This window comes from Xanthobacter sp. NM-59 (genome assembly GCF_021401125.1).
Lineage (GTDB): Bacteria > Pseudomonadota > Alphaproteobacteria > Rhizobiales > Xanthobacteraceae > Xanthobacter.
Window position 1 is genome coordinate 514,998 of record NZ_JACBFQ010000002.1, and the last position, 20,407, is coordinate 535,404.

The 20,407-nt window shown below is 69.1% G+C and carries 19 protein-coding genes; 6 read left to right on the forward strand and 13 right to left on the reverse strand.

Annotated features, from left to right (window positions below):
- Window positions 1-106: 106 nt before the first annotated feature.
- The gene (locus L0966_RS07665) at window positions 107-2,803 is read right to left on the reverse strand and encodes a carbohydrate-binding family V/XII (RefSeq protein ID WP_234051253.1); all 2,697 of its coding nucleotides are present in this window, start codon (window positions 2,801-2,803) and stop codon (window positions 107-109) included.
- 176 nt (window positions 2,804-2,979) lie between these two features.
- On the opposite strand from L0966_RS07665, the gene L0966_RS07670 reads away from it, so the two are divergent.
- The 3 genes from L0966_RS07670 to purN all read left to right on the forward strand — a co-directional run bounded on the left by L0966_RS07670 (window position 2,980) and on the right by purN (window position 5,575).
- Window positions 2,980-3,669 (forward strand): MIP family channel protein, encoded by a 690-nt coding sequence (locus L0966_RS07670; RefSeq protein ID WP_234051254.1) that lies wholly within the window; start codon window positions 2,980-2,982, stop codon window positions 3,667-3,669.
- Window positions 3,670-3,830: 161 nt separating this feature from the next.
- Entirely contained in the window at window positions 3,831-4,904 is a 1,074-nt protein-coding gene (gene purM / locus L0966_RS07675) for a phosphoribosylformylglycinamidine cyclo-ligase (RefSeq protein ID WP_234051255.1), read from the forward strand.
- Window positions 4,901-5,575 (forward strand): phosphoribosylglycinamide formyltransferase, encoded by a 675-nt coding sequence (gene purN / locus L0966_RS07680; RefSeq protein ID WP_234051256.1) that lies wholly within the window; start codon window positions 4,901-4,903, stop codon window positions 5,573-5,575. The genes purM and purN overlap by 4 nt, the downstream gene beginning before the upstream one ends.
- Window positions 5,576-6,288: 713 nt before the next feature.
- Here purN and L0966_RS22480 read toward each other — a convergent pair.
- The 11 genes from L0966_RS22480 to L0966_RS22220 all read right to left on the reverse strand — a co-directional run bounded on the left by L0966_RS22480 (window position 6,289) and on the right by L0966_RS22220 (window position 15,242).
- Window positions 6,289-6,540 carry a transposase gene (locus L0966_RS22480; RefSeq protein ID WP_370640642.1) on the reverse strand — a complete coding sequence of 84 codons (252 nt, stop codon included), beginning with the start codon at window positions 6,538-6,540 and terminating at the stop codon, window positions 6,289-6,291.
- 327 nt (window positions 6,541-6,867) lie between these two features.
- On the reverse strand, window positions 6,868-8,988 hold the full coding sequence (locus L0966_RS07685) for a molybdopterin-dependent oxidoreductase (protein ID WP_234051257.1): 2,121 nt from the start codon (window positions 8,986-8,988) through the stop codon (window positions 6,868-6,870).
- 183 nt (window positions 8,989-9,171) lie between these two features.
- Complete coding sequence (locus L0966_RS07690) at window positions 9,172-9,900, reverse strand: TerC family protein (RefSeq protein WP_234051258.1); 729 nt, start codon at window positions 9,898-9,900, stop codon at window positions 9,172-9,174.
- Between the two features lie 306 nt (window positions 9,901-10,206).
- Window positions 10,207-10,629 (reverse strand): nucleoside-diphosphate kinase, encoded by a 423-nt coding sequence (gene ndk / locus L0966_RS07695; protein ID WP_234051259.1) that lies wholly within the window; start codon window positions 10,627-10,629, stop codon window positions 10,207-10,209.
- Window positions 10,630-10,772: 143 nt separating this feature from the next.
- Window positions 10,773-11,237 carry a MaoC family dehydratase gene (locus L0966_RS07700; RefSeq protein WP_234051260.1) on the reverse strand — a complete coding sequence of 155 codons (465 nt, stop codon included), beginning with the start codon at window positions 11,235-11,237 and terminating at the stop codon, window positions 10,773-10,775.
- Window positions 11,234-11,701 (reverse strand): MaoC family dehydratase, encoded by a 468-nt coding sequence (locus L0966_RS07705; RefSeq protein WP_234051261.1) that lies wholly within the window; start codon window positions 11,699-11,701, stop codon window positions 11,234-11,236. Before L0966_RS07705 ends, L0966_RS07700 begins: the two co-directional genes overlap by 4 nt.
- 94 nt (window positions 11,702-11,795) lie before the next feature.
- A complete protein-coding gene (locus L0966_RS07710; protein WP_234051262.1) occupies window positions 11,796-12,257 on the reverse strand; it encodes a MaoC/PaaZ C-terminal domain-containing protein in 462 nt (153 codons plus the stop codon).
- A gap of 11 nt (window positions 12,258-12,268) precedes the next feature.
- Window positions 12,269-13,366: a redox-regulated ATPase YchF gene (ychF, locus tag L0966_RS07715; protein WP_234051263.1), complete on the reverse strand. Its 1,098-nt coding sequence runs from the start codon at window positions 13,364-13,366 to the stop codon at window positions 12,269-12,271.
- Window positions 13,367-13,591: 225 nt separating this feature from the next.
- Window positions 13,592-14,200 carry an aminoacyl-tRNA hydrolase gene (gene pth, locus L0966_RS07720; protein WP_234051264.1) on the reverse strand — a complete coding sequence of 203 codons (609 nt, stop codon included), beginning with the start codon at window positions 14,198-14,200 and terminating at the stop codon, window positions 13,592-13,594.
- A 124-nt stretch (window positions 14,201-14,324) separates the two neighbouring features.
- The gene (locus L0966_RS07725) at window positions 14,325-14,939 is read right to left on the reverse strand and encodes a 50S ribosomal protein L25/general stress protein Ctc (protein ID WP_234051265.1); all 615 of its coding nucleotides are present in this window, start codon (window positions 14,937-14,939) and stop codon (window positions 14,325-14,327) included.
- A 177-nt stretch (window positions 14,940-15,116) separates the two neighbouring features.
- Window positions 15,117-15,242 (reverse strand): hypothetical protein, encoded by a 126-nt coding sequence (locus tag L0966_RS22220; RefSeq protein ID WP_255684199.1) that lies wholly within the window; start codon window positions 15,240-15,242, stop codon window positions 15,117-15,119.
- Between the two features lie 241 nt (window positions 15,243-15,483).
- Between L0966_RS22220 and L0966_RS07730 the strand changes: the two genes are divergently transcribed.
- From L0966_RS07730 to L0966_RS07740, 3 genes are all read left to right on the forward strand, one after another.
- Window positions 15,484-16,317 (forward strand): universal stress protein, encoded by an 834-nt coding sequence (locus tag L0966_RS07730; RefSeq protein ID WP_234051266.1) that lies wholly within the window; start codon window positions 15,484-15,486, stop codon window positions 16,315-16,317.
- A gap of 220 nt (window positions 16,318-16,537) precedes the next feature.
- On the forward strand, window positions 16,538-17,485 hold the full coding sequence (nudC, locus tag L0966_RS07735) for an NAD(+) diphosphatase (protein WP_234051267.1): 948 nt from the start codon (window positions 16,538-16,540) through the stop codon (window positions 17,483-17,485).
- Window positions 17,478-19,262 (forward strand): solute carrier family 23 protein, encoded by a 1,785-nt coding sequence (locus tag L0966_RS07740; protein ID WP_234051268.1) that lies wholly within the window; start codon window positions 17,478-17,480, stop codon window positions 19,260-19,262. Before nudC ends, L0966_RS07740 begins: the two co-directional genes overlap by 8 nt.
- A gap of 18 nt (window positions 19,263-19,280) precedes the next feature.
- On the opposite strand, the gene L0966_RS07745 is transcribed toward L0966_RS07740, so the two are convergent.
- Window positions 19,281-20,147, reverse strand: coding sequence for a prephenate dehydratase (locus L0966_RS07745; RefSeq protein WP_234051269.1), 867 nt, complete (start codon window positions 20,145-20,147; stop codon window positions 19,281-19,283).
- Between the last annotated feature and the right edge of the window lie 260 nt (window positions 20,148-20,407).

Below are 20,407 nucleotides of genomic sequence, written 5' to 3' on the forward strand. Positions count from 1 at the left end.
CGGGCAGGCGTATCCCCATTCGGTGAAACGGGCCACCGCACTCGCCAGCTTGAAACAGCCTCGCCGGAGACAAGTCCCCGGCGAGGCGAAGCATGTGGGCGTCGGCTCAGCGGCGGAATCCACCACCGCCACGGAAGCCACCTCCCCCGAAGCCGCCACCGCCGAAGCGATCGCCGCCGCCGAAACCGCCGAAGCCGCGATCAAAGCCGCCGCTGCCGAACCGGTCGCCGCCGCCGAAATCGTCGCTGCGGAAGCTGTTGCCGCCGAAATTATCCACCCGCTGCTGGCCCCAGGAGCGCGCGCGCGCCTCATTGTCCAGGTTGCGGGTGTCGTAGTTGTGGTCCACGTCGTGCCAGCCGGTGGTCGTGTTGCGGTTCCAGCCGGTGTCGGAGTGGCGATAGACGTTGCCGTCGTGGTCCACCATCACATTGCCGTTGTTCCAGGCGGCGGCGGTGTTGGTGTGGGTGTTCACGGCGGCGCCGCGGCTATCCACGTTCACATTGCCGTGGTTGTCCGTGACCGCGGTCTGCGAGGCATGGGCGGTGCCGGTCGTCGGGTTGTAGCCGGCGGATTCTCGGCCCGCCGCCGCATTGCCCGTATAGGCATTGCCCACCACTCCGGAGCGCGAGGCCCCCTCGGCACCGGTATAGGCGTTGCCGTGGGTTTCCGCGCGGCCGGCGGCATAATTGCCGGTGTAGACATTGCCGGTGGCGCCGGCGCGGGAAGCGCCCTCACGGCCGGTATAGGGATTGGCGTGCGCCCCCTCGCGGCCGGCTGCCCAATTGCCCGAATAGGGATTGAACGCCGCGGCCGAGCGGCCGGTGAAGGCCGTGCCGTTGGCGGTGGTGCCGCGCCAGTCGCGCCCGGACCAGCCGGTGCCGTTCCAGGTGGTGCCCCAGGCGTGGTTCACCGTGGCGGCGCCGCCCCAGCGGCCATAGACGTTGGTCTGGTTGATGTTGGTGTAGCCCCAATGGCCGCCCCACGGCCCCGGACCCCACGGATGCGGCCCCCACGGCCCCGGACCCCACGGGCCGGGACCCCAGGGATGCCAATACGGCCCCCAATAGGGCCCCACCGCCACACTCCAGGGCCAGCCGGCCGCGAAGCCGAAGGCGAAGCCTTCCGCCGCGCCCAGTGCGAAGCCGGCGCCGAGCCCGTAAGTGACCGGGCAGGAAACCCAGTAGGTGCCCACATAGCCGGGGCAGGAATAGCCCGTGCCATAGACCACCGTGCCGCCGGGAGCGACCACGACGCCCATATAGCCGGGCGTGTAGCCCACCACCACCGCATCGGGCGTGCTGCCATAGATGCGGACATAGGTGACGTAGTGCACGGGCGAGGAAACGGGGATGGTATAGATGGCATCCGGCACCACGTCCGCCACCCGCCACGGCCCCATGGGCGTGGTGGCCACGAACCAGATGCCGTTGGCCACCGCGTAATAGCGCTCCGCATTGAAGCGGATCACCGGAACCGGCGTGTTCACGGCATACGCCAATGCGGTGCCGGTAATGGGCTCGAACCGCGGCGTGCCGTCATAGACCACGTTCAGCGGCACGTCGCGCTTCACGGTGGCGGTCTGCGGAATGGTGGCGGCGATGGCCGCCTCCTTGGCCTGCGGCGTGCCGGCCACCGAGACCAGCACATTGGCCTTGGGATCGTTGGGATTGATCTTGGAGAAGTCCGGCGGCAGGGCGTTGGAGGGCACGAACGCCCACGGCCCCTTGAGGTCGACTGCCTTGAACCAGCGGCCGGCGATCAGCACGTAATAGGTGTTGCTGGTGGTCTCCAGGAACACAGCGTGGTCGGCGTTATTCATGGTGAGCAGGTTGGTGCCCACCACCGGCAGCATTTGCGGCTGCCCCTCGGTCTGGATCAGCTCGCTCGGCTTGGTGGTCACCAGGATCGCCGGCGGCGGGGTGATGGCCTTGCCATCCTTGCCCAGCAGCGGATCGGCGGCGAGTTCGTCGGTGGCCTTCTTGGCGGCGGCCACCAGGGCGTCGGAGGCCTGCGGCGTCACCACCCAGGTGCCGCCCAGATTGGTGGATTCGTACCACGAGCCTGCGGCCTGCAGGTGATAGGTGCCGGCATCATCCAGCAGCAGCAGCGGGCGGGTATTGATGACGCGGCGGAAGCCCGTGACCCCGGTGATGGGCTTCAGCACCGGCTCGCCGGCGAGGGGAATCTGCACCGTGGCGGTGGTGACGAACAGGATCTGCGGCGGGGAATTGTCCACCGGCTGGGTCTTCAGCTCCGCCAGCTCCTTGTTCACCGCATAGCTCGCCTGGAGCTGGTCGAGGGGAACGGTGAAGCCTTCCGGCGGCAGGTGGGCCTGCAGCGTGTTGCGGATGAGGCTCGCCTTGCTGGGATCAGTGGGCACCTCGACGCCGGTGATGGAGAAGCTGGCCACATGCACGAGGCCGGCGGGCTTATCCACCGCGACCCGGCTGGTGAAGCGCACCATGCCATAGGTCGGCGCGCCGGACGTGGCCCCGATGGCCACCGCCGCGCGGCCGCTCATCACGTCGCCGTCCCAGGCATCGATCTGCGGCTGATAGAGCTGGATCTGCTGGTCGTCCGGCAGCGGATAGCTGCGCGGCCAGGTGGGTGCCTGAAGGGGGGCCTGGCTTGTCGCGGTTCCCTGGCCGGCGGACGGAGCGCTCTCCTGCGCCTGCGCGGCGCCGAGCGGCGCGGTCAGGAAGGCGGCAAGAGCGGCGGTGACAGCCAGCGCCGTCGCCGTTCCGCGAGCGCGTCCGGCCGTCGCTGCGATGGCCGAGGCGTCCCGGGTTCGAGACCTTGTCATGGTAGCTCCCTTTGCCCCGCTTTCCACGCGGGCGCCTAGGCGTAGCATGATCGCACCTCTCCGTCTGCCGGCTTCGCCGCCGCCTCCAGCTTAATCTTGCCCGCAACCTCAGGTTACGAGACCATGGGCCCGGCGCCCGCCTCGGCGGCCGGCGCGCGGACCATTGGGAGGGCTTCATGAACAAGTACCTCGCCGAGCTGATCGGCACCGGCGTCCTGGTTCTGTATGGCTGCGGCTCGGCCGTGCTCACGGGCTATCCCACCGCGCCCATCGGCGTGCTGGCCATCGCCTTCGCCTTCGGCCTGTCGGTGACGGCCATGGCCTATGGCATCGGCCCGGTTTCCGGCTGCCACATCAATCCCGCCGTCACGCTGGGCCTGTGGGCGGCGGGCCGCCTGCCGGCGGCGGAAGTGCCGAAATACTGGGTGGCGCAGGTGCTGGGCGGCATCGGCGGGGCCGCCATCCTCTATCTGGTGGTCACCGGCAAGGTCGGCGGCTACGACGTGGCAAAGTCCGGCCTCGGGCAGAATGGCTGGGGCCCCGGCTTCGGCGGGGAATATGGCATCGGCGCCGCGCTGATGGTGGAATTCGTGGGTACCTTCGTGTTCCTGGTGGCCATTCTCGGCGCCACCTCCAAGGCCGGGTCGGGGCCGGCGGCCGGCCTTGCCATCGGCCTCACCCTCACCCTGGTGCACATTGTGTTCGTGCCGGTGACGGGAGTTTCCGTGAACCCGGCGCGCTCCATCGGCCCGGCTCTATTCGTGGGCGGGCAGGCCATCGCCCAGCTCTGGCTGTTCATCCTGGTGCCGCTGATCGGGGCTGTCGTCGCGGGCTTCATGTTCAAAGCGAAGCTCCTGGAAAACTGAAGCCCGGTCGCGCGCGATGGCATCGCGCGGTGCCATCGCGCCTTGCCATCCCGGCCGTTCGCGGCTAATCCGCCGGGGGTGGGCGCAAGGGCGCCTGCCGCCCAATTGGTCAGGGCGTGGCCAGCGTCAGCAGCCGACGCGCCCCCTGCCGCGAGGACCCGATGGCTCAGGACGGACTTTCCTATCGTGATGCGGGCGTCGACATCGACGCCGGCAATCGCCTCGTCGATCTCATCAAGCCGCTGGTGAAGGCGACCCGCCGCCCGGGCGCGGATGCTGATATCGGCGGCTTCGGCGGCATCTTCGATCTCAAGGCCGCCGGCTATTCGGACCCGCTGCTGGTGGCCGCCACCGACGGCGTGGGCACCAAGCTGAAGATCGCCATCGAGACCGGGGTGCATGACACCATCGGCATCGACCTCGTCGCCATGTGCGTGAACGACCTGGTGGTGCAGGGCGCCGAGCCCCTGTTCTTCCTGGATTATTTCGCCACCGGCCGGCTCACCCCGGAAGTGGGCGCCAACATCGTCGCCGGCATCGCCCATGGCTGCCGCGAGTCGGGCTGCGCCCTGGTGGGGGGCGAAACCGCCGAAATGCCCGGCATGTACGCGGACGGCGACTATGATCTCGCCGGCTTCGCCGTCGGCGCGGTGGAACGCCACGGCCTCCTGCCCCGCCCCGATGTCGCCCCCGGCGACGTCATCCTGGGCCTCGCCTCGGCCGGCGTGCATTCCAACGGCTACTCCCTGGTGCGCCGCATCGTCGAGCGCTCGGGCCTGAACTGGGACGAGCCGGCGCCGTTCGCGCCGCAGACGAGCCTCGGCAAGGCCCTGCTGGCCCCCACCCGGCTTTATGTAAAGAGCTGCCTTTCCGCCATCCGCTCCACCGGCGCGGTGAAAGCCCTCGCCCACATCACCGGCGGCGGCATTACCGAGAACCTGCCGCGTGTGCTGCCCCAGGGCACCCTGGCGCGCATCGACCTCGACAACCTCATCGTCCCCCCGGTCTTCCGCTGGCTCGCCACCGCCGGCAACGTGGCGCCGGAAGAGATGCTGCGCGCCTTCAACTGCGGCGTCGGCATGGCCGTGGTGGTGCCCGCCGAGCTCGAAGAGAAAATGGCCGACACCTTCGCCGATGGCGGCGAGAGCGTGGTGCGCCTGGGCGTCATCGAGCCCGGCGCCGGCGCGCCCCACGTGGTCTATGGAGGCTCCGCCGATTTCGGGTTCCCGGCATGAGCGCGCATCAGGGGGGTGTTCCCGCCCGCAAACGGGCGGCGGTGCTCATTTCCGGGCGGGGCTCCAACATGGCGGCGCTGGTGCGCGCCGCCGCCGCGCCTGACTTTCCGGCCGAAATCGCCCTGGTGCTCTCCAATCGCGCCGATGCGGCGGGGCTGGATTTCGCCCAGTCCCACGGCATCGCCACCCATGTGCTGAGCCACAAGGGCTTTGCCGACCGCGAAGCCTTCGATGCCGCCCTCGACGGCGTGCTGAGGGACGCGGGCGTGGAGATCGTCTGCCTCGCCGGCTTCATGCGCCTGCTCACCCCCTGGCTGGTGGAGCGCTGGCGCGACCGCATGATCAACGTCCACCCCTCGCTGCTGCCGAGCTTCAAGGGCCTGCACACCCATGAGCGGGCGCTGGAAGCGGGCGTGCGCGTGCATGGCTGCACCGTGCATTTCGTGCGCGCGGAGATGGACGAGGGGCCGATCATCCTCCAGGCCGTCGTGCCCATTGAGCCCGGCGACACGCCGGACGTTCTGGCCGACCGGGTCCTGACCCAGGAGCATGTGATCTACCCCAAGGGCCTGGAACTGCTGGCCGCCGGCCGGCTGACCGTGGCCAACGAGCGGGTGGACATCGCCGGCGTGGAAAAAGGCCTTCAGCCCCTGATCGCGCCGAAGGTCTGATCCCAGCCCCTCCGGCATTGGGCGGACGGGATGACGCCGGGCTTTCCGGTCCCCACCGCGCCCCGCTCACGCGTGCGGCAACGGCAGAAAAGAGGCTGGGGCGCCGCCCAGCCCCCGGCCTCCGCAGCCTCCGGCCCATGAAGCCACGCCCTTCCCACAGCCGCGACGAAACCAGCCAGAGGCCGTGCCCCGATCCGCAAGGCGCACACGGCCCCTCGTGCCCCCCCCCTCCTGCCAGCCCCTGGCGGCACGAGAGAGCCGGCACAAGACGAGCGCCCATCGCCTTGAGCCGTACGCGGCCACGCGGGCGCCCCGATCAATCGAGCTTCAGGACCATGGCGTGGCCCCGGGGCTCGCTCCCACTCCCGCCACGGGGGAAGGGAGCGGCCAGGAGCGCCTTGCTGCGGCGGGCGTTTGGCGCTCACGCGGACGGACTTACAGGGCGTTGCCCCTGCCTCATGGCCGGCTCAACGTGCCCCGCGTTTTCCCCCGCAGCGCCGCAGCCATGCTGATGTCGTTGATGTTCCCGGCGCTGACCAACAGCGCACGGGGCCGGCCGCGCTCGTCTGCCAGGCCGTCGAGCCTGGTGGTATGGCCGCCCCGCGATTGACCTATGGCTTGACTAAAGGCCCCCTTTTGCGCCGACCGCCGAGCGGTGCGCCTTGATGGGGTGGCGTCGATGGCCGCTCGGTCGAGGATGCCGCTTTGCCCAGTCAGCGCCTCGAGCATCTGCGGCCACAGCCCCTGCCGGCTCCAGCGGTTGAAGCGGTGTAGACTGTCGTGCAGGGGCCGAACTCCGACAGGCAGTCGCGCCACCGCGTCCAGCCCCTGAGCCTAGAGACAATGCCAGCGATCGCCCGGCGATCGTCCACACGGTGAGCGCCCTTGCGTCCCCACGACAGCAGCGGCGCGACCCGAGCCCACTCCTCGTCGTTAAGCCGCTGAAGCTGCTTGGCACTCTTCAACGCTCCCTTTCAGAAGCCTTGAATCAGACCCCCGCGAGCACCACCACCGCGCATCAAGTACCGACCCTGGGTCCAATCGACATTCAGTGCGTGTGGCGCGGCTTGTCGCTCACCGCCACCGTGTTCCTCACGGCACGGCACCCTCTCGCGCGTGCGGGGAAAGGCGGGGGTAAAGCGTTGGGAGGGTGGCCGCGGTGGGCGAGCGGAAGGCAATGCCTCGAAAATGCCGAAAGCCCAGAATTCCCATTCTCCGCACCACTGAAGCGGTCCTGCCCCTTCCTCCCCCGCAAGCGGGAGAGGAACGCGCCTCTTAAATGTCGATCGGAGCTAGGCCTCCACGCGGGCGAGGCGCACGCGGTTGTCGTGAAAAGCGGCGCCGCCCACGGGGGCGACGGGATCCGCCCCGGTGAGAGTGTTGATGCCCAGCCCGCCCCGATGGGCGCGATTGGGCTGGATCTGCTCGGACACCACCACGCCCCGCCGCAGCCCCTCGAACAGGCGCGCCTTCAGGAGCACCCGGCCCCGCGCGCTCTCCACCGCCACCATGTCGCCCTCGGCGATGCCCGCCGCCGCCGCGTCGTCCGGATGGATGAGCAGCGAGGGCGCCCCCTCGCGCGCGGCGGAGGTGGCGGTTTCGCTGAAGGTGGAGTTGAGGAAGTTGCGGGCCGGCGCGGTCACCAGGCGGAACGGATAGTCGGCGTTCGCCTCTTCGATCACGCCCCAGTGGTCCGGCAGGGCCGGCATGTCCCCCACCGGCCCGAACTTGCCCGGCGCGCTGAATTTCAGCCCGGCCCAATCGGCGGCGAAATGAAAGCGCTTGTCGGAATGACCGAAGCCTTCGAGGAAATGAGCTTCCGCGAAAGGCGGGCGCACATCCAGGAAGCGCGCGGCCTCCAGCTCCGCCAGGGTGCCGCGGCCGCTCGCCTGCAAGGTGCGGTCGATGAGCGCGCGCGGGCTCATCCCGAAGCCGGGATGGCTGGCCCCCAGCCGCGCCGCCAGGGCGCACACCACATCGTGGTTGGAACGGCATTCGCCCGGCGGCTCCACCAGCTTCGGCCCGAACAGGATGTGGGGATGGCCGCCGGCCTGGTAGAGGTCGTCATGCTCGGTGAACATGGTGGCCGGCAGCACGATATCGGCCATGCGCGCGGTGTCGGTGAGGAACTGCTCGTGCACGACCACGAACAGGTCGTCGCGCGCGAAGCCCGCGCGCACCTTCTCCTGCTCCGGCGCCACCGCCATCGGATTGGTGTTCTGAATGAACAGCGCCTTCACCGGCGGCCCGCCCGCCAGCGCGTCCTCGTCGCCGGTGAGGATGGGGCCGATGCGGGACTGGTCGAGCGCGCGCGTGGTGGGATCGCGCACATCGAGCCCCTCGATGAGGGTCTTGTTCCAGCCATAGATGCCGGACACCGAATGCAACGCGCCGCCACCCTCATGCTGCCAGGCCCCGCTCACCACCGGGATGGAGGCCACCGCATGCATGTTCACGGCCCCGTTGCGGGTGCGCGAGACGCCGTAACCGATGCGGAAGAAGGCGCGCGGGGTGGTGCCCACCAGCCGCGCATAAGCCTCGATCTCCGCTTCCGGCAGGCCGGTAATGGCGCTGGCCCATGCGGGCGTGCGCGTCTTCAGGTGGTCTTCGAGGGTCGCGGTGTCACGGGCATAGCGCTCCAGATAGGCGCGGTCCGCCAGCCCGTCGCGGAACAGCACATGCATCACCGCGCAGGCGAGCGCCCCATCGGTGCCGGGACGGATGAGCAGGGCCAGGTCCGCCTGCTCCATGGTGGGCGTGCGATAGACATCCACCACCGCGATCTTCGCGCCCCGCGTCTTGCGGGCATGGATGGCGTGGGTCATCACATTGACCTGGGTCGCCACCGCATTGGTGCCCCACAAGGTGATGAGGTCGGAAGACGCCATCTCACGCGGGTCGGCGCCGGCAATGCGGCCCGCCCCCGCCAGATAGCCGCTCCAGGCCGGATTCACGCAGATGCTGGAGAAGAAGCGCGAATAGCCCTTGGCGTGGGTGAGGCGGTTGAGGCCGTCGCGCATCACGAGGCCCATGGTGCCCGCATAATAATAGGGCCAGACCGATTGCGCCCCGTGGGCCAGCTCGGCCGCCAGCAGCCCTTCGGCCACCCGGTCCAGCGCCTCATCCCAGGAGATGGGCGCGAACGCGCCGGAGCCCTTGGGCCCGGTGCGCCGCAGTGGCGTCAGCACGCGATCCGGATGGTTGGCGCGCTCCGCGTAGCGGGCCACCTTGGCGCAGATGACGCCCGCCGTGTAGCCATTGTCCTTCGCCCCCCGAATACGGCCGATGCGGCCCGTGGGCTCGATCTCCACCTCCAGCGCGCAGGTGGAGGGGCAGTCATGGGGACAGGCCGAGGCCCGCACGAGGGCGCGCGCGCGGGCGGCATCGGAAGGCGGGGGAACACGCGTATTCATGGGCGGAACATTAGAGCGTTTTGGAGCGAAGTGGGTACCGGCTCGCGTGAAGAAAACGCTTCAACCCGGTGCGCTGAAGCCTGTCCCCATTCCCTGAAGAAAGGAACTGCCTCAGACGCGCCCCGTCGCCCCATTTTGCGAGCTGCAGCAAGGGCTTTCCTGCGGATAGATGCCGCGTGCGGCTCAGGCTTCCCCGCCCACAGCCGCGCGGCGACGCATCACCAGGCCCACCGCCACCACGAAGGCCGCGCCAAGGCCGCTCGCCACATAATGGGGCAGCGCCGCCGGGTGCAGGCCATCGTGGTTCTCAACCACCAAAGCGGGGTTGAGGTGCGCCAGCAGGTCCACGGAAAGGGTGTCGCGCACCAGCATGTCGCCCGCGATCCAGCCCAGCAGCGCCGCGCCGGCCCAGATGAGCACAGGCAGGCGCTGGAGCAGGGTGAGCAGCACCTGGGCACCGAACACGATGAGCGGAATGGTGAGCAACAGGCCGAACACGAACAGTTCCGCGTGGCCGCGGGCAGCGGCGGCCACCGCCACCACATTGTCGAGGCTCATGACCGCATCGGCGATGGCGATGGTGCGCACCGCCTTGAACAGGGTGTCGGCGGCCTCCACCTCGTGGCCGTCATCATCATCGCCGACGGCCAGCTTGATGGCGATCCAGAACAGCAGCAGCGCGCCCACCACCTTTAGCAGCGGAATGCCGAGCAGCAGAGAGACGGCGAGAGCGAAGAGAATGCGCAGCACCACCGCAGCGGCGGCGCCCAGCACGATGCCCCACTTGCGCTGCCCCTTGGGCAGCGAGCGGCAGGCGAGCGCGATCACGATCGCATTGTCGCCGGACAGCAGCAGGTCGATCCAGACGATCTGCAGCAGCGAGAGCCAGAAGTTGGGGGAAGTGAAGTCCATGGGAATGTCCCGTCGGTTCCGCAATGGCCCGATGGCCCCGAAAGCCGGCGGGTCGCTGGCCTGAGGATCCGGAAGGCTCAGCCCTGCCGGCCGGAGAAACTGCGGGTCGCAGAGCGCGCGGGGCGGAACGCCCTCTCCGCGGCACCTGTGACGGGGTGTCTTAAGGTGAAGCGGCCGTCGCGTCCAGAGCGGGCCGACATCGGCACCGCACAACGGCGCCGGGACAACAACGCACCCGTGAGAAGCTGCGGGTGGAAAGGGGCCCGGCCGTCCGGTGCCAGACCCCCTTGAACGTCCTTGCGGACGTCAGCCGACGATCTCGTTGCCGGCGAAGAACTGGGCGATTTCCACCGCGGCGTTCTCGATGCTGTCGGAACCGTGGGCGGAATTCGCCTCGATGGATTCGGCGAACAGCTTGCGGATGGTGCCCTCGGCGGCGTTCGCCGGGTTGGTGGCGCCCATCACGTCGCGATACTTCGCAACGGCGTTCTCGCCTTCCAGCACCTGCACCACCACCGGGCCGGAGGTCATGAAGGCCACGAGCTCACCGAAGAAGGGGCGCTCCTTGTGGACCGCATAGAAGGTCTCGGCCTGAGCCTTGGTCATCAGCACGCGCTTCTGCGCGACGATGCGCAGGCCCGCCTTCTCAATCACGGCGTTGACGGCGCCGGTGAGATTGCGACGGGTCGCGTCGGGCTTGATGATCGAGAAGGTGCGCTCGATCGCCATGGGAATCACCTGTCTTTCATGGGGAGGAATAGACCGCGCGTCGGCGGATGGCGCGGCTCTTAGCAGGGGCGCCAGCCAGGGGCAAGGGACACCGACGCGCGCCCCCCCTGCAATGGGCGCGCGCCACCGCCCGCAGCGAGGCCTCAGAGTTTGCGACGACGCACCAGAACCGCGCCCTCGAACTCGAACACCAGCTCGCCATGCTGGTTGGTGCCGGTGTTGTAGGAGCGCACCACGCCCCATTCGGGCTTGCTGCGGCTGGCGGTCTTCTCCGTCACCGCCGTGGTGTAGGTGATGGTGTCGCCGGCATAGACCGGCTTCAGCCAGCGCATGTTGCGGAAGCCCGGGGAAGCGCCCGCCGCCCGCACCGGCTTGCCCTCGGCGATGGAGCGCGTCTGGTATTCCATCAGGCACTTCATCCAGGTGGCGGCGGTGTGCCAGCCGGAGGCGCACAGGGCGCCGAAGGGCGAGCGCTTGGCCGCTTCGTCGTCCGTGTGGAAGGGCTGGGGATCATAGTCCGTGGCGAAGGCGATGATCTCCTCACGGGTGAAGGTGTGGCTGCCGAGGGTGGCGGACAGGCCGATTTCCACGTCTTCAAAGTAGTTCATGCGAGGCGCGCCCCCGGGTTGCGGCGTCCGATCATGATGAGGCAGGTCTGGCTGACGGCCACGGTCTTGTCCGCCTTCACCAGCTCAAACTTGAAGGTGACGAGGCCCATTTCCGGCCGGCTCTTGGAGGTGCGCGCCTCCAGTACCGTGCGGCGCAGGGTCAGCACGTCGCCGGGGCGCACCGGGGCCAGCCAGCTGTTCTCCGTGACGCCCGGCGAGCCCATGCCGGCGGTGCGCAACAGGAAGCCGTCGCAGATGAGGCGCATCATGATGGCGCAGCTGTGCCAGCCCGAGGCGGAAAGCCCGCCCAGCACCGATTTCGCCCCGGCGGCCGCATCGGTGTGCATGGGCTGGGGATCGAACTCCCGCGCGAAGGTGACGATTTCCTCCTCGGTGATGGTGTGGGACCCAAAGGCCTTCACCTCACCGACGACGAAGTCCTCGTAGAAGAAATCCGGCAACACGCGCCTCCCCTGTTCGTCCCGATCCAAGGGGAGGATGACGCAAACGTCAAGCTGTCGCGCGGAAAGGGCGTGGACAGCGGGCGCCAGGGTCCGCTCAGCCGCGCCCCGGCGCAGGATCGGGAGCCATGTGGCGCAGCTCGAACGCCATCACCTCGACACCGTCCTCGCGCCGGGCGCTGTTGCGACGGTGGAAGACGCTCCAGCCGGGACGGCTGCCGCTGGCCCGCGCCTCCAGAACCTGGGTGAAGAAGACCAGGGTGTCGCCGGCGCGCACCGGCGCCTTCCATTCCAGCCCCTGCAGGCCAAACCCCACCCCCACCGGCGCGATGACGCTGGGATGATCCACAGGCGAATCAGCGGCGGAGGGATGGGCGCGCACGAAGGCTCCCATCCAGGCGCACACCACATGCCAGCCGGAAGCCACCAGGCCGCCGAAGGGCGACTGCCGCGCCGCCTCCGGATCCACATGAAAGCCCTGCGGATCGAAGGCGCCGGCAAAGCGCCGGATCTCCGCCTCCGTGAAGGTGAGGCGGCCGATCTCCACCGGTTCCGGCATGGCCGCCCCGCTCAGTTGGCGAAGCGGAAGTGCAGCACGTCGCCATCGGCGACGGTGTAATCCTTGCCTTCCAGGCGGAAGCGGCCGGCCTCGCGGGCGCCGGCTTCGCCCTTGAACTTCACATAGTCCTCATAGGCCACCGTCTCGGCGCGGATGAAGCCCTTCTCGAAATCCGTATGGATCACGCCCGCTGCCGCCGGCGCCTTGGTGCCGCGGGTGATGGTCCACGCCCGCGCTTCCTTCGGCCCCACGGTGAAGTAGGTGATGAGGTTCAGAAGGTCGTAGCCGGCGCGGATCACCCGGTTGAGGCCCGGCTCGTCGAGGTCGATGGCCTCCAGATATTCCTTCTGCTCCTCGGGGGAGAGCACGGCGATCTCGCTCTCGATCTTGGCCGAGACCACCACCGCCTTGGCGCCCTCCTCCTTGGCGCGGGCGAACACCTGGGCGGAGAGGGCATTGCCCTCCTTGGCCGAGGCCTCTTCCACATTGCACACATAGAGCACGGGCTTTGCGGTCATGAGGCCCAGCTGGGAGAACAGCCTCTCCTCCTCCGGCTTCACCTCGGCCATGCGGGCGGGCTTGCCGTCGCGCAGCTGCACCAAGGCGCGGTTGACGAGGTCCAAGGTCTCCTTGGCCTCCTTGTCCGCGCCCTTGGCCTTTTTCTCCAGAGTGGAGAGGCGCTTTTCCAGGCTTTCGAGATCGGCCAGCATCAGCTCGGTCTCGATGGTCTCGATGTCGTCGACGGGAGAGACCTTGCCCTCCACATGGGTCACGTCCCCATCCTCGAAGCAGCGCACCACATGGGCGATGGCGTCGCACTCGCGGATATTGGCCAGGAACTGGTTGCCGAGCCCCTCTCCCTTGGAGGCGCCGCGCACCAGGCCGGCAATGTCCACGAAGGTGAGGCGGGTGGGCAGGATCTGGCCCGAGCCGGCGATCTCCGCCAGGGTGTCGAGGCGCGGATCGGGCACCGCCACGTCACCCACATTGGGCTCGATGGTGCAGAAGGGGTAGTTGGCCGCCTGGGCCGCCGCGGTCTGCGTGAGCGCGTTGAAAAGGGTCGACTTGCCCACGTTCGGCAGGCCGACGATGCCGCATTTGAAGCCCATGGCTCAGGTCTCGAACTCATCGTGGCCGCGCAAGGAGGCACCCCCAATGGGCACCCGCTCCCGCCGGCCGAGGTGGAGGTGGCGCCGGTTGGCGCACACGGAAGGATGTTCGCCGCCGCTCTTAGAGGGTTTTGGCGCGAAGGGGAAACCGGTTCAGGCAAGAAAACGCGCCGGCCCGGCAAATTGCCGCGCGGCGCCGCAGGACGGCTGCGGGACCAGACGCCCTCAGCCCTTCTCACCCACCCTTTTCGGGTCGGCGAAGCCCTGGGCGTCCATGAACAGATGGGCGCGGTTCTGGAATTCGTCGGCGCGGCCAGTCACCAGCAGGTCGGCGAAATCGGCGCAGGCGTCGCACAGAGCGTCGAGCCAGCCCTTCTCGGCCTTGGCGAAGTCGCCCAGCACATAGGGCATGACCATGGCCTTGTCGCCGGGATGGCCGATACCGAGCCGCACCCGCCAATAGTCATTGCCGCATTGGGCGGTGATGGAGCGCAGCCCGTTATGGCCGGCATTGCCGCCGCCCTTCTTGATGCGCAGCTTGGCCGGCGGCAGGTCCAGCTCGTCATGGAAGACGATGATGTGGTCGAGGGGGACCTTATAGAAGCGCATGGCCTCGCCCACGGCGCGCCCGCTCTCATTCATATAGGTCTCGGGAAACAGGGCGATCACCTTCTCGCCGCCGATCTCCCCTTCCGCCGTCATGGCCTGAAAGCGCTTGCGCAGCGGGCCGAGACGATGGCGGCGGCAGATGGCGTCCAGCGCCATGAAGCCGATATTGTGCCGGTTGCCGGCATATTTCGGGCCGGGATTGCCGAGCCCTGCGAGCAGGAACATGAGGCGCCTCCGGCCCGAAATGGATCAGGTCATTCGCGTCAGCGAGAACGCGACCGGCCCTGGAGCCGGTCGCTCGATCAGCCAATCAGGATGGCCAATCAGGATGGCCAATCAGGATGGCCAATCAGGCCTTGGGCTCTTCCGCGGCCGGGGCCTCGGCGGCCGGCTCGGCGGAGACGGTCGGGGCCACCACGGTGGCGAGGGTGTCGTCGCCATGGCCGGCCCAGGTCACGCCCGCCGGCAGCTTCACCTTGGAGAGGTGGAAGATGTCGCCGAACGCGGCGCCGGTGAGGTCCACCACAACCGCCTCGGGAATGGCGTCAGCCGGAGCCTCGAGCTCGACGGAATGAGCCACCACGTTGAGGGTGCCGCCCGCCTTGAGAGCCGGGGAGGCGTCCTGGTTCACGAAATGAACCGGCACTTCCACGGTGAGGGTCGTGCCCTTGGACACCCGCAGGAAGTCCACGTGCAGGGGGAAATCCTTCACCGGGTCCATCTGGTAGTCGCGGGGAATGACACGATGCTTCGTGCCGTCCACGTCCACCTCGAACAGGGTGGTGAGGAAGTGGCCCGCATAGATGGCCTTGTTGACCTCGATGAAGTCCAGCGAGATCGTGACGGGGTCCTGCTTTTCGCCGTAGATGACGGCGGGCACGCGTCCAGCGCGGCGCTCGGCACGGGCGGCCCCCTTGCCGGCCCGCGCGCGCGCCACAGCCTTCAGTTCCTTGATGGCGGTCATGGCACTTGATCCTGAATTCTTGAGGGTTCAAACGGCCAGCGGCCGCAATCGCGGCCGCATGGCTCCGCAGCGCAACACGCCTCCAGGGGGGCGCATGTTCCGCGCGAAGGCGCGCTTATAGCGGCATGGCTGCGCAAATGCAACGCCGGCGCCGCCCCGCAGCCCTTCGAAGGCCCGCTATTTGGGCGTTTCACCCTGGCAGGCGGCCGGGCGCCCCTGGCCGAACCAGTTGCCGCATTTGTCGCAGGCGGTGAGGCCGAGGGCGAGGCCGGCGACCAGGGTCAAGCGAACCAGAACCCGCATGGATGCTCCAAATATCAGCGCCGCACGCATAGCGGCCGGTGGCTGCGACCATAATGGATCCCGCGCCCGAGGAAAGCCGGCGCCCGCGCCCCGGGCCGCAAAAACCCGCTTTCCCCAGCAACCCGGACCCGGACACCTCCGCGCGCCGCGCGAGTTGCCTTCGGGAAAGCAGGGCCTTACAGCCATTCTCTTGCCCCGCCCTGCGGGGACGTTGCGGCCATCCGAAGCGAAGAGGGACACCATGCTCCAGCGGATTCTGCTCCTGCTCGGTGAATCATCGGCCTCGGAGACGGCGCGGGCCACCGCCTTCAAGCTCGCGCAGGAAACCGGCGCGGGCCTGGCAGGGCTGGCCGGCGTCGACCTTTCCGCCCTCGATCTGCCGACCTTGGGCCGGGCCGGTGCCAGCGCCCTGAAGGCGCGCGTGGAAGCCGAGCTTCTCGCCGAGTCGGAGGCGCTGCAGAAGCGCCTGCGCGCCCAATACCAGCAGCAATGTGCCGATCGCAGCATTCCCTTTGAATGGCTCTCGTTCGAGGGCGATCCCCAGGCGGCGCTGCGGATGGCGGTGGAAACCCGCGACTTGGTGGTGACCGGCCACGACACCGGCTTCCACGCCGGAAGCGAAGTGCCCCTGCCCGACCTCCTCTCGCAGCTTCTGGCCGCCACCCCCCGCCCCTTCCTGGTGTGCGGCGAGGAGATGCCGAACGGCGGCGACGTGCTGGTGGGCTACGACGCCAGCATGCCGGCCATGCGCGCGCTCCAGATGTTCGCTCTCACCGGCATCGCGAAGGGCCGGCGGGTAAAGGTGGTGTCGGTGGATACCGGCCAGGAGACCGCCGCGCGCAACGCTTCCGCCGCCGTCTCCTATCTCGCCAGCCATGGCTATGGGGCAGAGGCAGCGCCGGTGGCCTCGCGCGTCGACATTGCCGAGGTGCTCCGCCTGGAGGCCACCGACATGAAAGCGGGCCTGCTGGTGATGGGTTCCTATGGCCATCGGGGCTGGCACGAGCTGCTGTTCGGCTCCACCACCCACAAGCTGGCCGAAAACCCGCCCTGCCCGCTCTTCGTCTACCACTGAGGAAGCGCGGCGCCGACGCCTGCGCGGTTCCCGGAGCGGCCCGGCGATCATCTGCAGGGGGCGCGGACTTGGAGGCTTGGGGGACCATATGCCCCCTGCCATCCCCCCCCCACCCCGTTTCCCCCGACCTCACGCCCCTGCCCCATGGGCGGCCTTGCCTCGCCGCGGCGCCCGTGCCACCGTCGGGCACCCGCGCCGCGCTGGAAGTTCCTGACCCATCATGCTGCTTTCCCCTTCCCGCCCCGACCTCGGCGCATGGCCCCCGATGGGCTATGTGGAAACCCGCCTCGACCGCGCGGCCCATCTGCGAAGCACCGCGCATGCCCTGCGTTCCCACGCGGAGGCGCGCGCCTATGTTTTCGGCGGTGAGCTGGTGGCCCTGAAGCCGGCCCGCGAGGCGGGCGCGCTCGACAATCCCCTTCTTTCCCTCGCCGAAGCCCGGCCGTGGTGCGACGAGCGGATGCTGTTCCTGGGCCTGGAGGGCAACGCGCCGCGCTTTGGCCTCTCCTTCGACCCCGGGCGGCGGGAGGAGATCGAGGCCCTCGGCTTCAAGGTGACGGACCTGCGCTCCATCGCCGCCGGCGGACTGGTAGCCAATGACGACCTGGGCTCCCTGGCCACCGGCAAGGCCCTGTTCGGCTGGCACGGCCGGCATCGTTTCTGCGCCAATTGCGGGTCAGAGACGCGGGTGGTGGAGGCCGGCTGGCGGCGGGACTGCCCCAGCTGCGGCGCCCAGCATTTTCCGCGCACCGACCCGGTGGCCATCATGCTCACCGCCCGCGGTGACCGATGCCTGCTGGGCCGCCAGCCCCACTTCCCGCCCGGCATGTGGAGCTGCCTTGCCGGCTTCGTGGAGCCAGGCGAAACCATTGAGGACGCTGTGCGGCGCGAGACCATGGAGGAAGCGGGCATCGCGGTGGGCCGCGTGACCTACCATTCCTGCCAGCCCTGGCCTTTCCCCATGCAGCTCATGTTCGGCTGCCTCGCGGAGGCCACGTCCGAAGCCATCACCATGGATCCCGGTGAGCTGGAGGCGGTGCGCTGGTTCTCCCGCGAGGAGACCGCCGCCCTCATCGCCCACGCCCACCCCGACGGTCTGTTCGCCCCGGTGACGGCCGCCATCGCCCACCACCTCATGCGCGCTTTCGTGGAAGGCGCGCGTGCCTGAGGCCGCGCCCACCCGCTCCGTGCTCTGGCGGCTGCTGGACCGCGCCTTCCCCCCGCCGGGTGGGCGACATAGGCAGGGCCGGCGCCCGCCCTCGCTGGTCTATGGCCTCAACGACCCGGTTCCCAGGCCCAATCTGCTGACCCTGGCCAGCCAGCACGCCATGCTGGCGGCCACCTTCCTGCTCTACCCTATCCTCGCGGCCACCGAAGTCGGCCTGCCGGCGGCGCAGACCACAAGCATGCTCACCGCGTGCGCCCTGTGCATCGGCATCGCCACCGTGCTGCAATGCCTGCCCACGCGCTTCGGCAGCGGCTACCTGGCGGTGCACATTCCCTCGCCGGGCGCCATTCCCCTGGCCCTGCAGGCGCTCACCCTTGGCGGCGTGGGGCTATGGGGCGCCACCATGTTCACCGTCGGCGTGGCGCAGATATTCGTTGCCCGGCTGGCCCGGCCACTGCGGGTGCTGCTGCCGCCGGAAGTGTGCGGCGTGGCGGTGACCATGCTGGGCGTCTCCCTCGCCGGACCGGCCTTCCGCCGTGCCTTGGGCATGGCGACGGAGAGCGCCGAGGTCGCCCCCGCAGCCTTCATGACCGGCGCCGCCACCCTCGGCCTCATCGTTGCCGTCACGGTGTTTGCGCCGCGCGGGCTGAAGCTGTTCGCCATGCTGACGGGGGCGAGCCTGGGCTGGGTGCTGGCGGCGATGCTGGGTGTGGACCACCCCGACGCCGCGCGAATCATCGCCGATACGCCGCTGATGGCCTGGCCCGAGCCCACCCTGCCCGATCTGCGCATCGAGCCCAGCCTGCTGCCGCTGATGGCTCTGCTGGTGCTGATCAATCTAGTGGACGTGCTGTCCGTCACCGTCTCGCTGGAGCGCATGAATGACGCCGACTGGCGGCGCGCCGACATGCGCGCGGCCCAGCGCGCGGTGACCGCCTGCGGCATCGGCAATATGCTCAACGGGCTGAGCGGCGGCTTCCAGTCGGGCCTGTCCTCGTCGTCGGTGGGGCTGGCCTTCGCCACCCAGGCCACCGCGCGGGTGATCGGCATCGCCGCCGGCGCGCTCATCTTCGCCATCGCCTTCTTCCCGAAGGCCATCGTGGCGCTCACCCTCATTCCCTCGCCGGTGATTGGCGGCATCCTGCTTTATACTTCCGCCTATCTGGTGGTGGCGGGCATGGACCTCATCGTATCGCGCCGGCTCTCCGAGCGGCGGGTGTTCCTGGTGGGGCTCTCGGTGCTGGCGGGCCTCTCGGTGGCGCTGCTGCCACTGAAGGAGCAGATCCCGGCCGCGCTGCAGCCCCTGTTCTCCACCCCGCTCACGGTGGCGGCGTGCAGTGCCATCCTGCTGAACATCCTGTTCCGCATCGGCATTGCCCGCGAGACCGGGGAGAAGGTGCCCGAGGGCGCCCACGCCTTCCCCTTCGCGCGCGATTTCCTGGAAAAGCAGGGCGATGTGTGGGGCGCCCGCCGCGACGTGATCGCCGCCGCCATCCCCACCGTTGCCCAGGCGCTGGAGCTCATCACCGACAGCGGGCTCGCGGAAGGCCCGGTGGAGCTGCGCGCCCGCTTCGACGAGGCCCACCTCGACGTCTATCTTCTCTATGATGGCGAGATCGTGCAGCCGCCCAAGGAGCGCCCCTCGCCCGAGGCGCTCTTGGGCGATGCGCAGGAGGTGGCGGGCTTCACCGCCTACATGCTCCAGCGCCTCTCCGATCATGTCCGCTTCGGCCGCAGCCAGGGCCGCGCCCGCATCGCGCTCCGCTTCGACCACTGAGCGGAGCGCGCCGCCGGCTCAGGGGTTTTCCGGTCCCACCTGGAGGCTCGCGCGGAAGGGATGGGCGGGATAGACGCCCAGAATGCGCATCTCCCGGGAGAAGAAGGCCAACTCCTCCAGCGCCAGGCGCACGGAGCGCTCGTCGGGGTGCCCGTCCACGTCGGCATAGAACTGGGTGGCGGTGAAGTGCCCGTCCATCTGGTAGGATTCGAGCTTGGTCATGTTGACGCCATTGGTGGCGAAGCCGCCCAGCGCCTTGTAGAGCGCTGCCGGCACGTTGCGCACCCGGAACACGAAGGTGGTCACCACCGGGGCGCTCTCGGCCGGCGCCCATTCGCCATTGCGGGCCAGGATAATGAAGCGCGTGGTGTTGTGTGCCTCGTCCTCAATGTTCTCCTTGAGGATGTCGAGCCCGTAGATCTCGGCCGCCAGGCGCGAGGCGATGGCGGCGCGGGTGGGATCTCCTGCCTCAGCGATCTCGCGGGCGGAACCGGCCGTATCCGCCCCGATGAGCGGGGTCAGGGACAATTCGGCGATGGCCTTGCGGCACTGCCCCAGCGCCATCACGTGGCTCTGCACGGTGCGGATGGTGGCGAGGCTGGCGCCGGGCACGGCCATCAGCTGGTGCGACAGGGGCAGGAAGTATTCGCCCACGATGTTCAGCTTCGACTGGGGCATCAGGCGGTGAATGTCCGCCACCCGGCCGGCCACCGAATTCTCGATGGGGATCATGGCAAGCTCGGCCTCGCCCCCATCCACCGCGGCGAAGGCATCCTCGAACGTGGCGCAGGGCAGCGCCTCCAAGTCGGGAAAGGCCTCGCGGCACGCAATATGGGAATTGGCCCCCGGCTCACCCTGAAACGAGATGCGACGCATCCTGGACACTCACCGCCCCGCGCCGCCTCCCAGAAGGGAAAGCCACGATGCCCGCTCGCGATGCGCGGGGATATCCACCCCGAGCGGAACTCGATCCACCATGCCGGAAGGCCGCCGGCTGCGACAACGCCGCGCGCCCGCCGCACCTGCCCCAAGGCCACGCCCCAGGGTCGCCAGCGCGCCAGCGCGAAGGAATTAAAGGCCGGGCGCGGAACCTCTCCGCCGGATCGCTTCCGAACGGTTCGCGACACCGCGGTGACGGCCCCGGC

Coding starts and splice junctions, on each gene's coding strand:
- L0966_RS07710 (WP_234051262.1), bottom strand. CDS start 12,257: ATGCCGGAACCGGTGGAGATCGGCCGCCTCACCTTCACGGAGGCGGAG.
- L0966_RS07690 (WP_234051258.1), bottom strand. CDS start 9,900: ATGGACTTCACTTCCCCCAACTTCTGGCTCTCGCTGCTGCAGATCGTC.
- purN (WP_234051256.1), top strand. CDS start 4,901: ATGAGCGCGCATCAGGGGGGTGTTCCCGCCCGCAAACGGGCGGCGGTG.
- L0966_RS22220 (WP_255684199.1), bottom strand. CDS start 15,242: ATGCGGGTTCTGGTTCGCTTGACCCTGGTCGCCGGCCTCGCCCTCGGC.
- L0966_RS07685 (WP_234051257.1), bottom strand. CDS start 8,988: ATGAATACGCGTGTTCCCCCGCCTTCCGATGCCGCCCGCGCGCGCGCC.
- purM (WP_234051255.1), top strand. CDS start 3,831: ATGGCTCAGGACGGACTTTCCTATCGTGATGCGGGCGTCGACATCGAC.
- pth (WP_234051264.1), bottom strand. CDS start 14,200: ATGTTCCTGCTCGCAGGGCTCGGCAATCCCGGCCCGAAATATGCCGGC.
- nudC (WP_234051267.1), top strand. CDS start 16,538: ATGCTGCTTTCCCCTTCCCGCCCCGACCTCGGCGCATGGCCCCCGATG.
- L0966_RS07725 (WP_234051265.1), bottom strand. CDS start 14,939: ATGACCGCCATCAAGGAACTGAAGGCTGTGGCGCGCGCGCGGGCCGGC.
- L0966_RS07700 (WP_234051260.1), bottom strand. CDS start 11,237: ATGAACTACTTTGAAGACGTGGAAATCGGCCTGTCCGCCACCCTCGGC.
- ndk (WP_234051259.1), bottom strand. CDS start 10,629: ATGGCGATCGAGCGCACCTTCTCGATCATCAAGCCCGACGCGACCCGT.
- L0966_RS07665 (WP_234051253.1), bottom strand. CDS start 2,803: ATGACAAGGTCTCGAACCCGGGACGCCTCGGCCATCGCAGCGACGGCC.
- L0966_RS07670 (WP_234051254.1), top strand. CDS start 2,980: ATGAACAAGTACCTCGCCGAGCTGATCGGCACCGGCGTCCTGGTTCTG.
- ychF (WP_234051263.1), bottom strand. CDS start 13,366: ATGGGCTTCAAATGCGGCATCGTCGGCCTGCCGAACGTGGGCAAGTCG.
- L0966_RS07730 (WP_234051266.1), top strand. CDS start 15,484: ATGCTCCAGCGGATTCTGCTCCTGCTCGGTGAATCATCGGCCTCGGAG.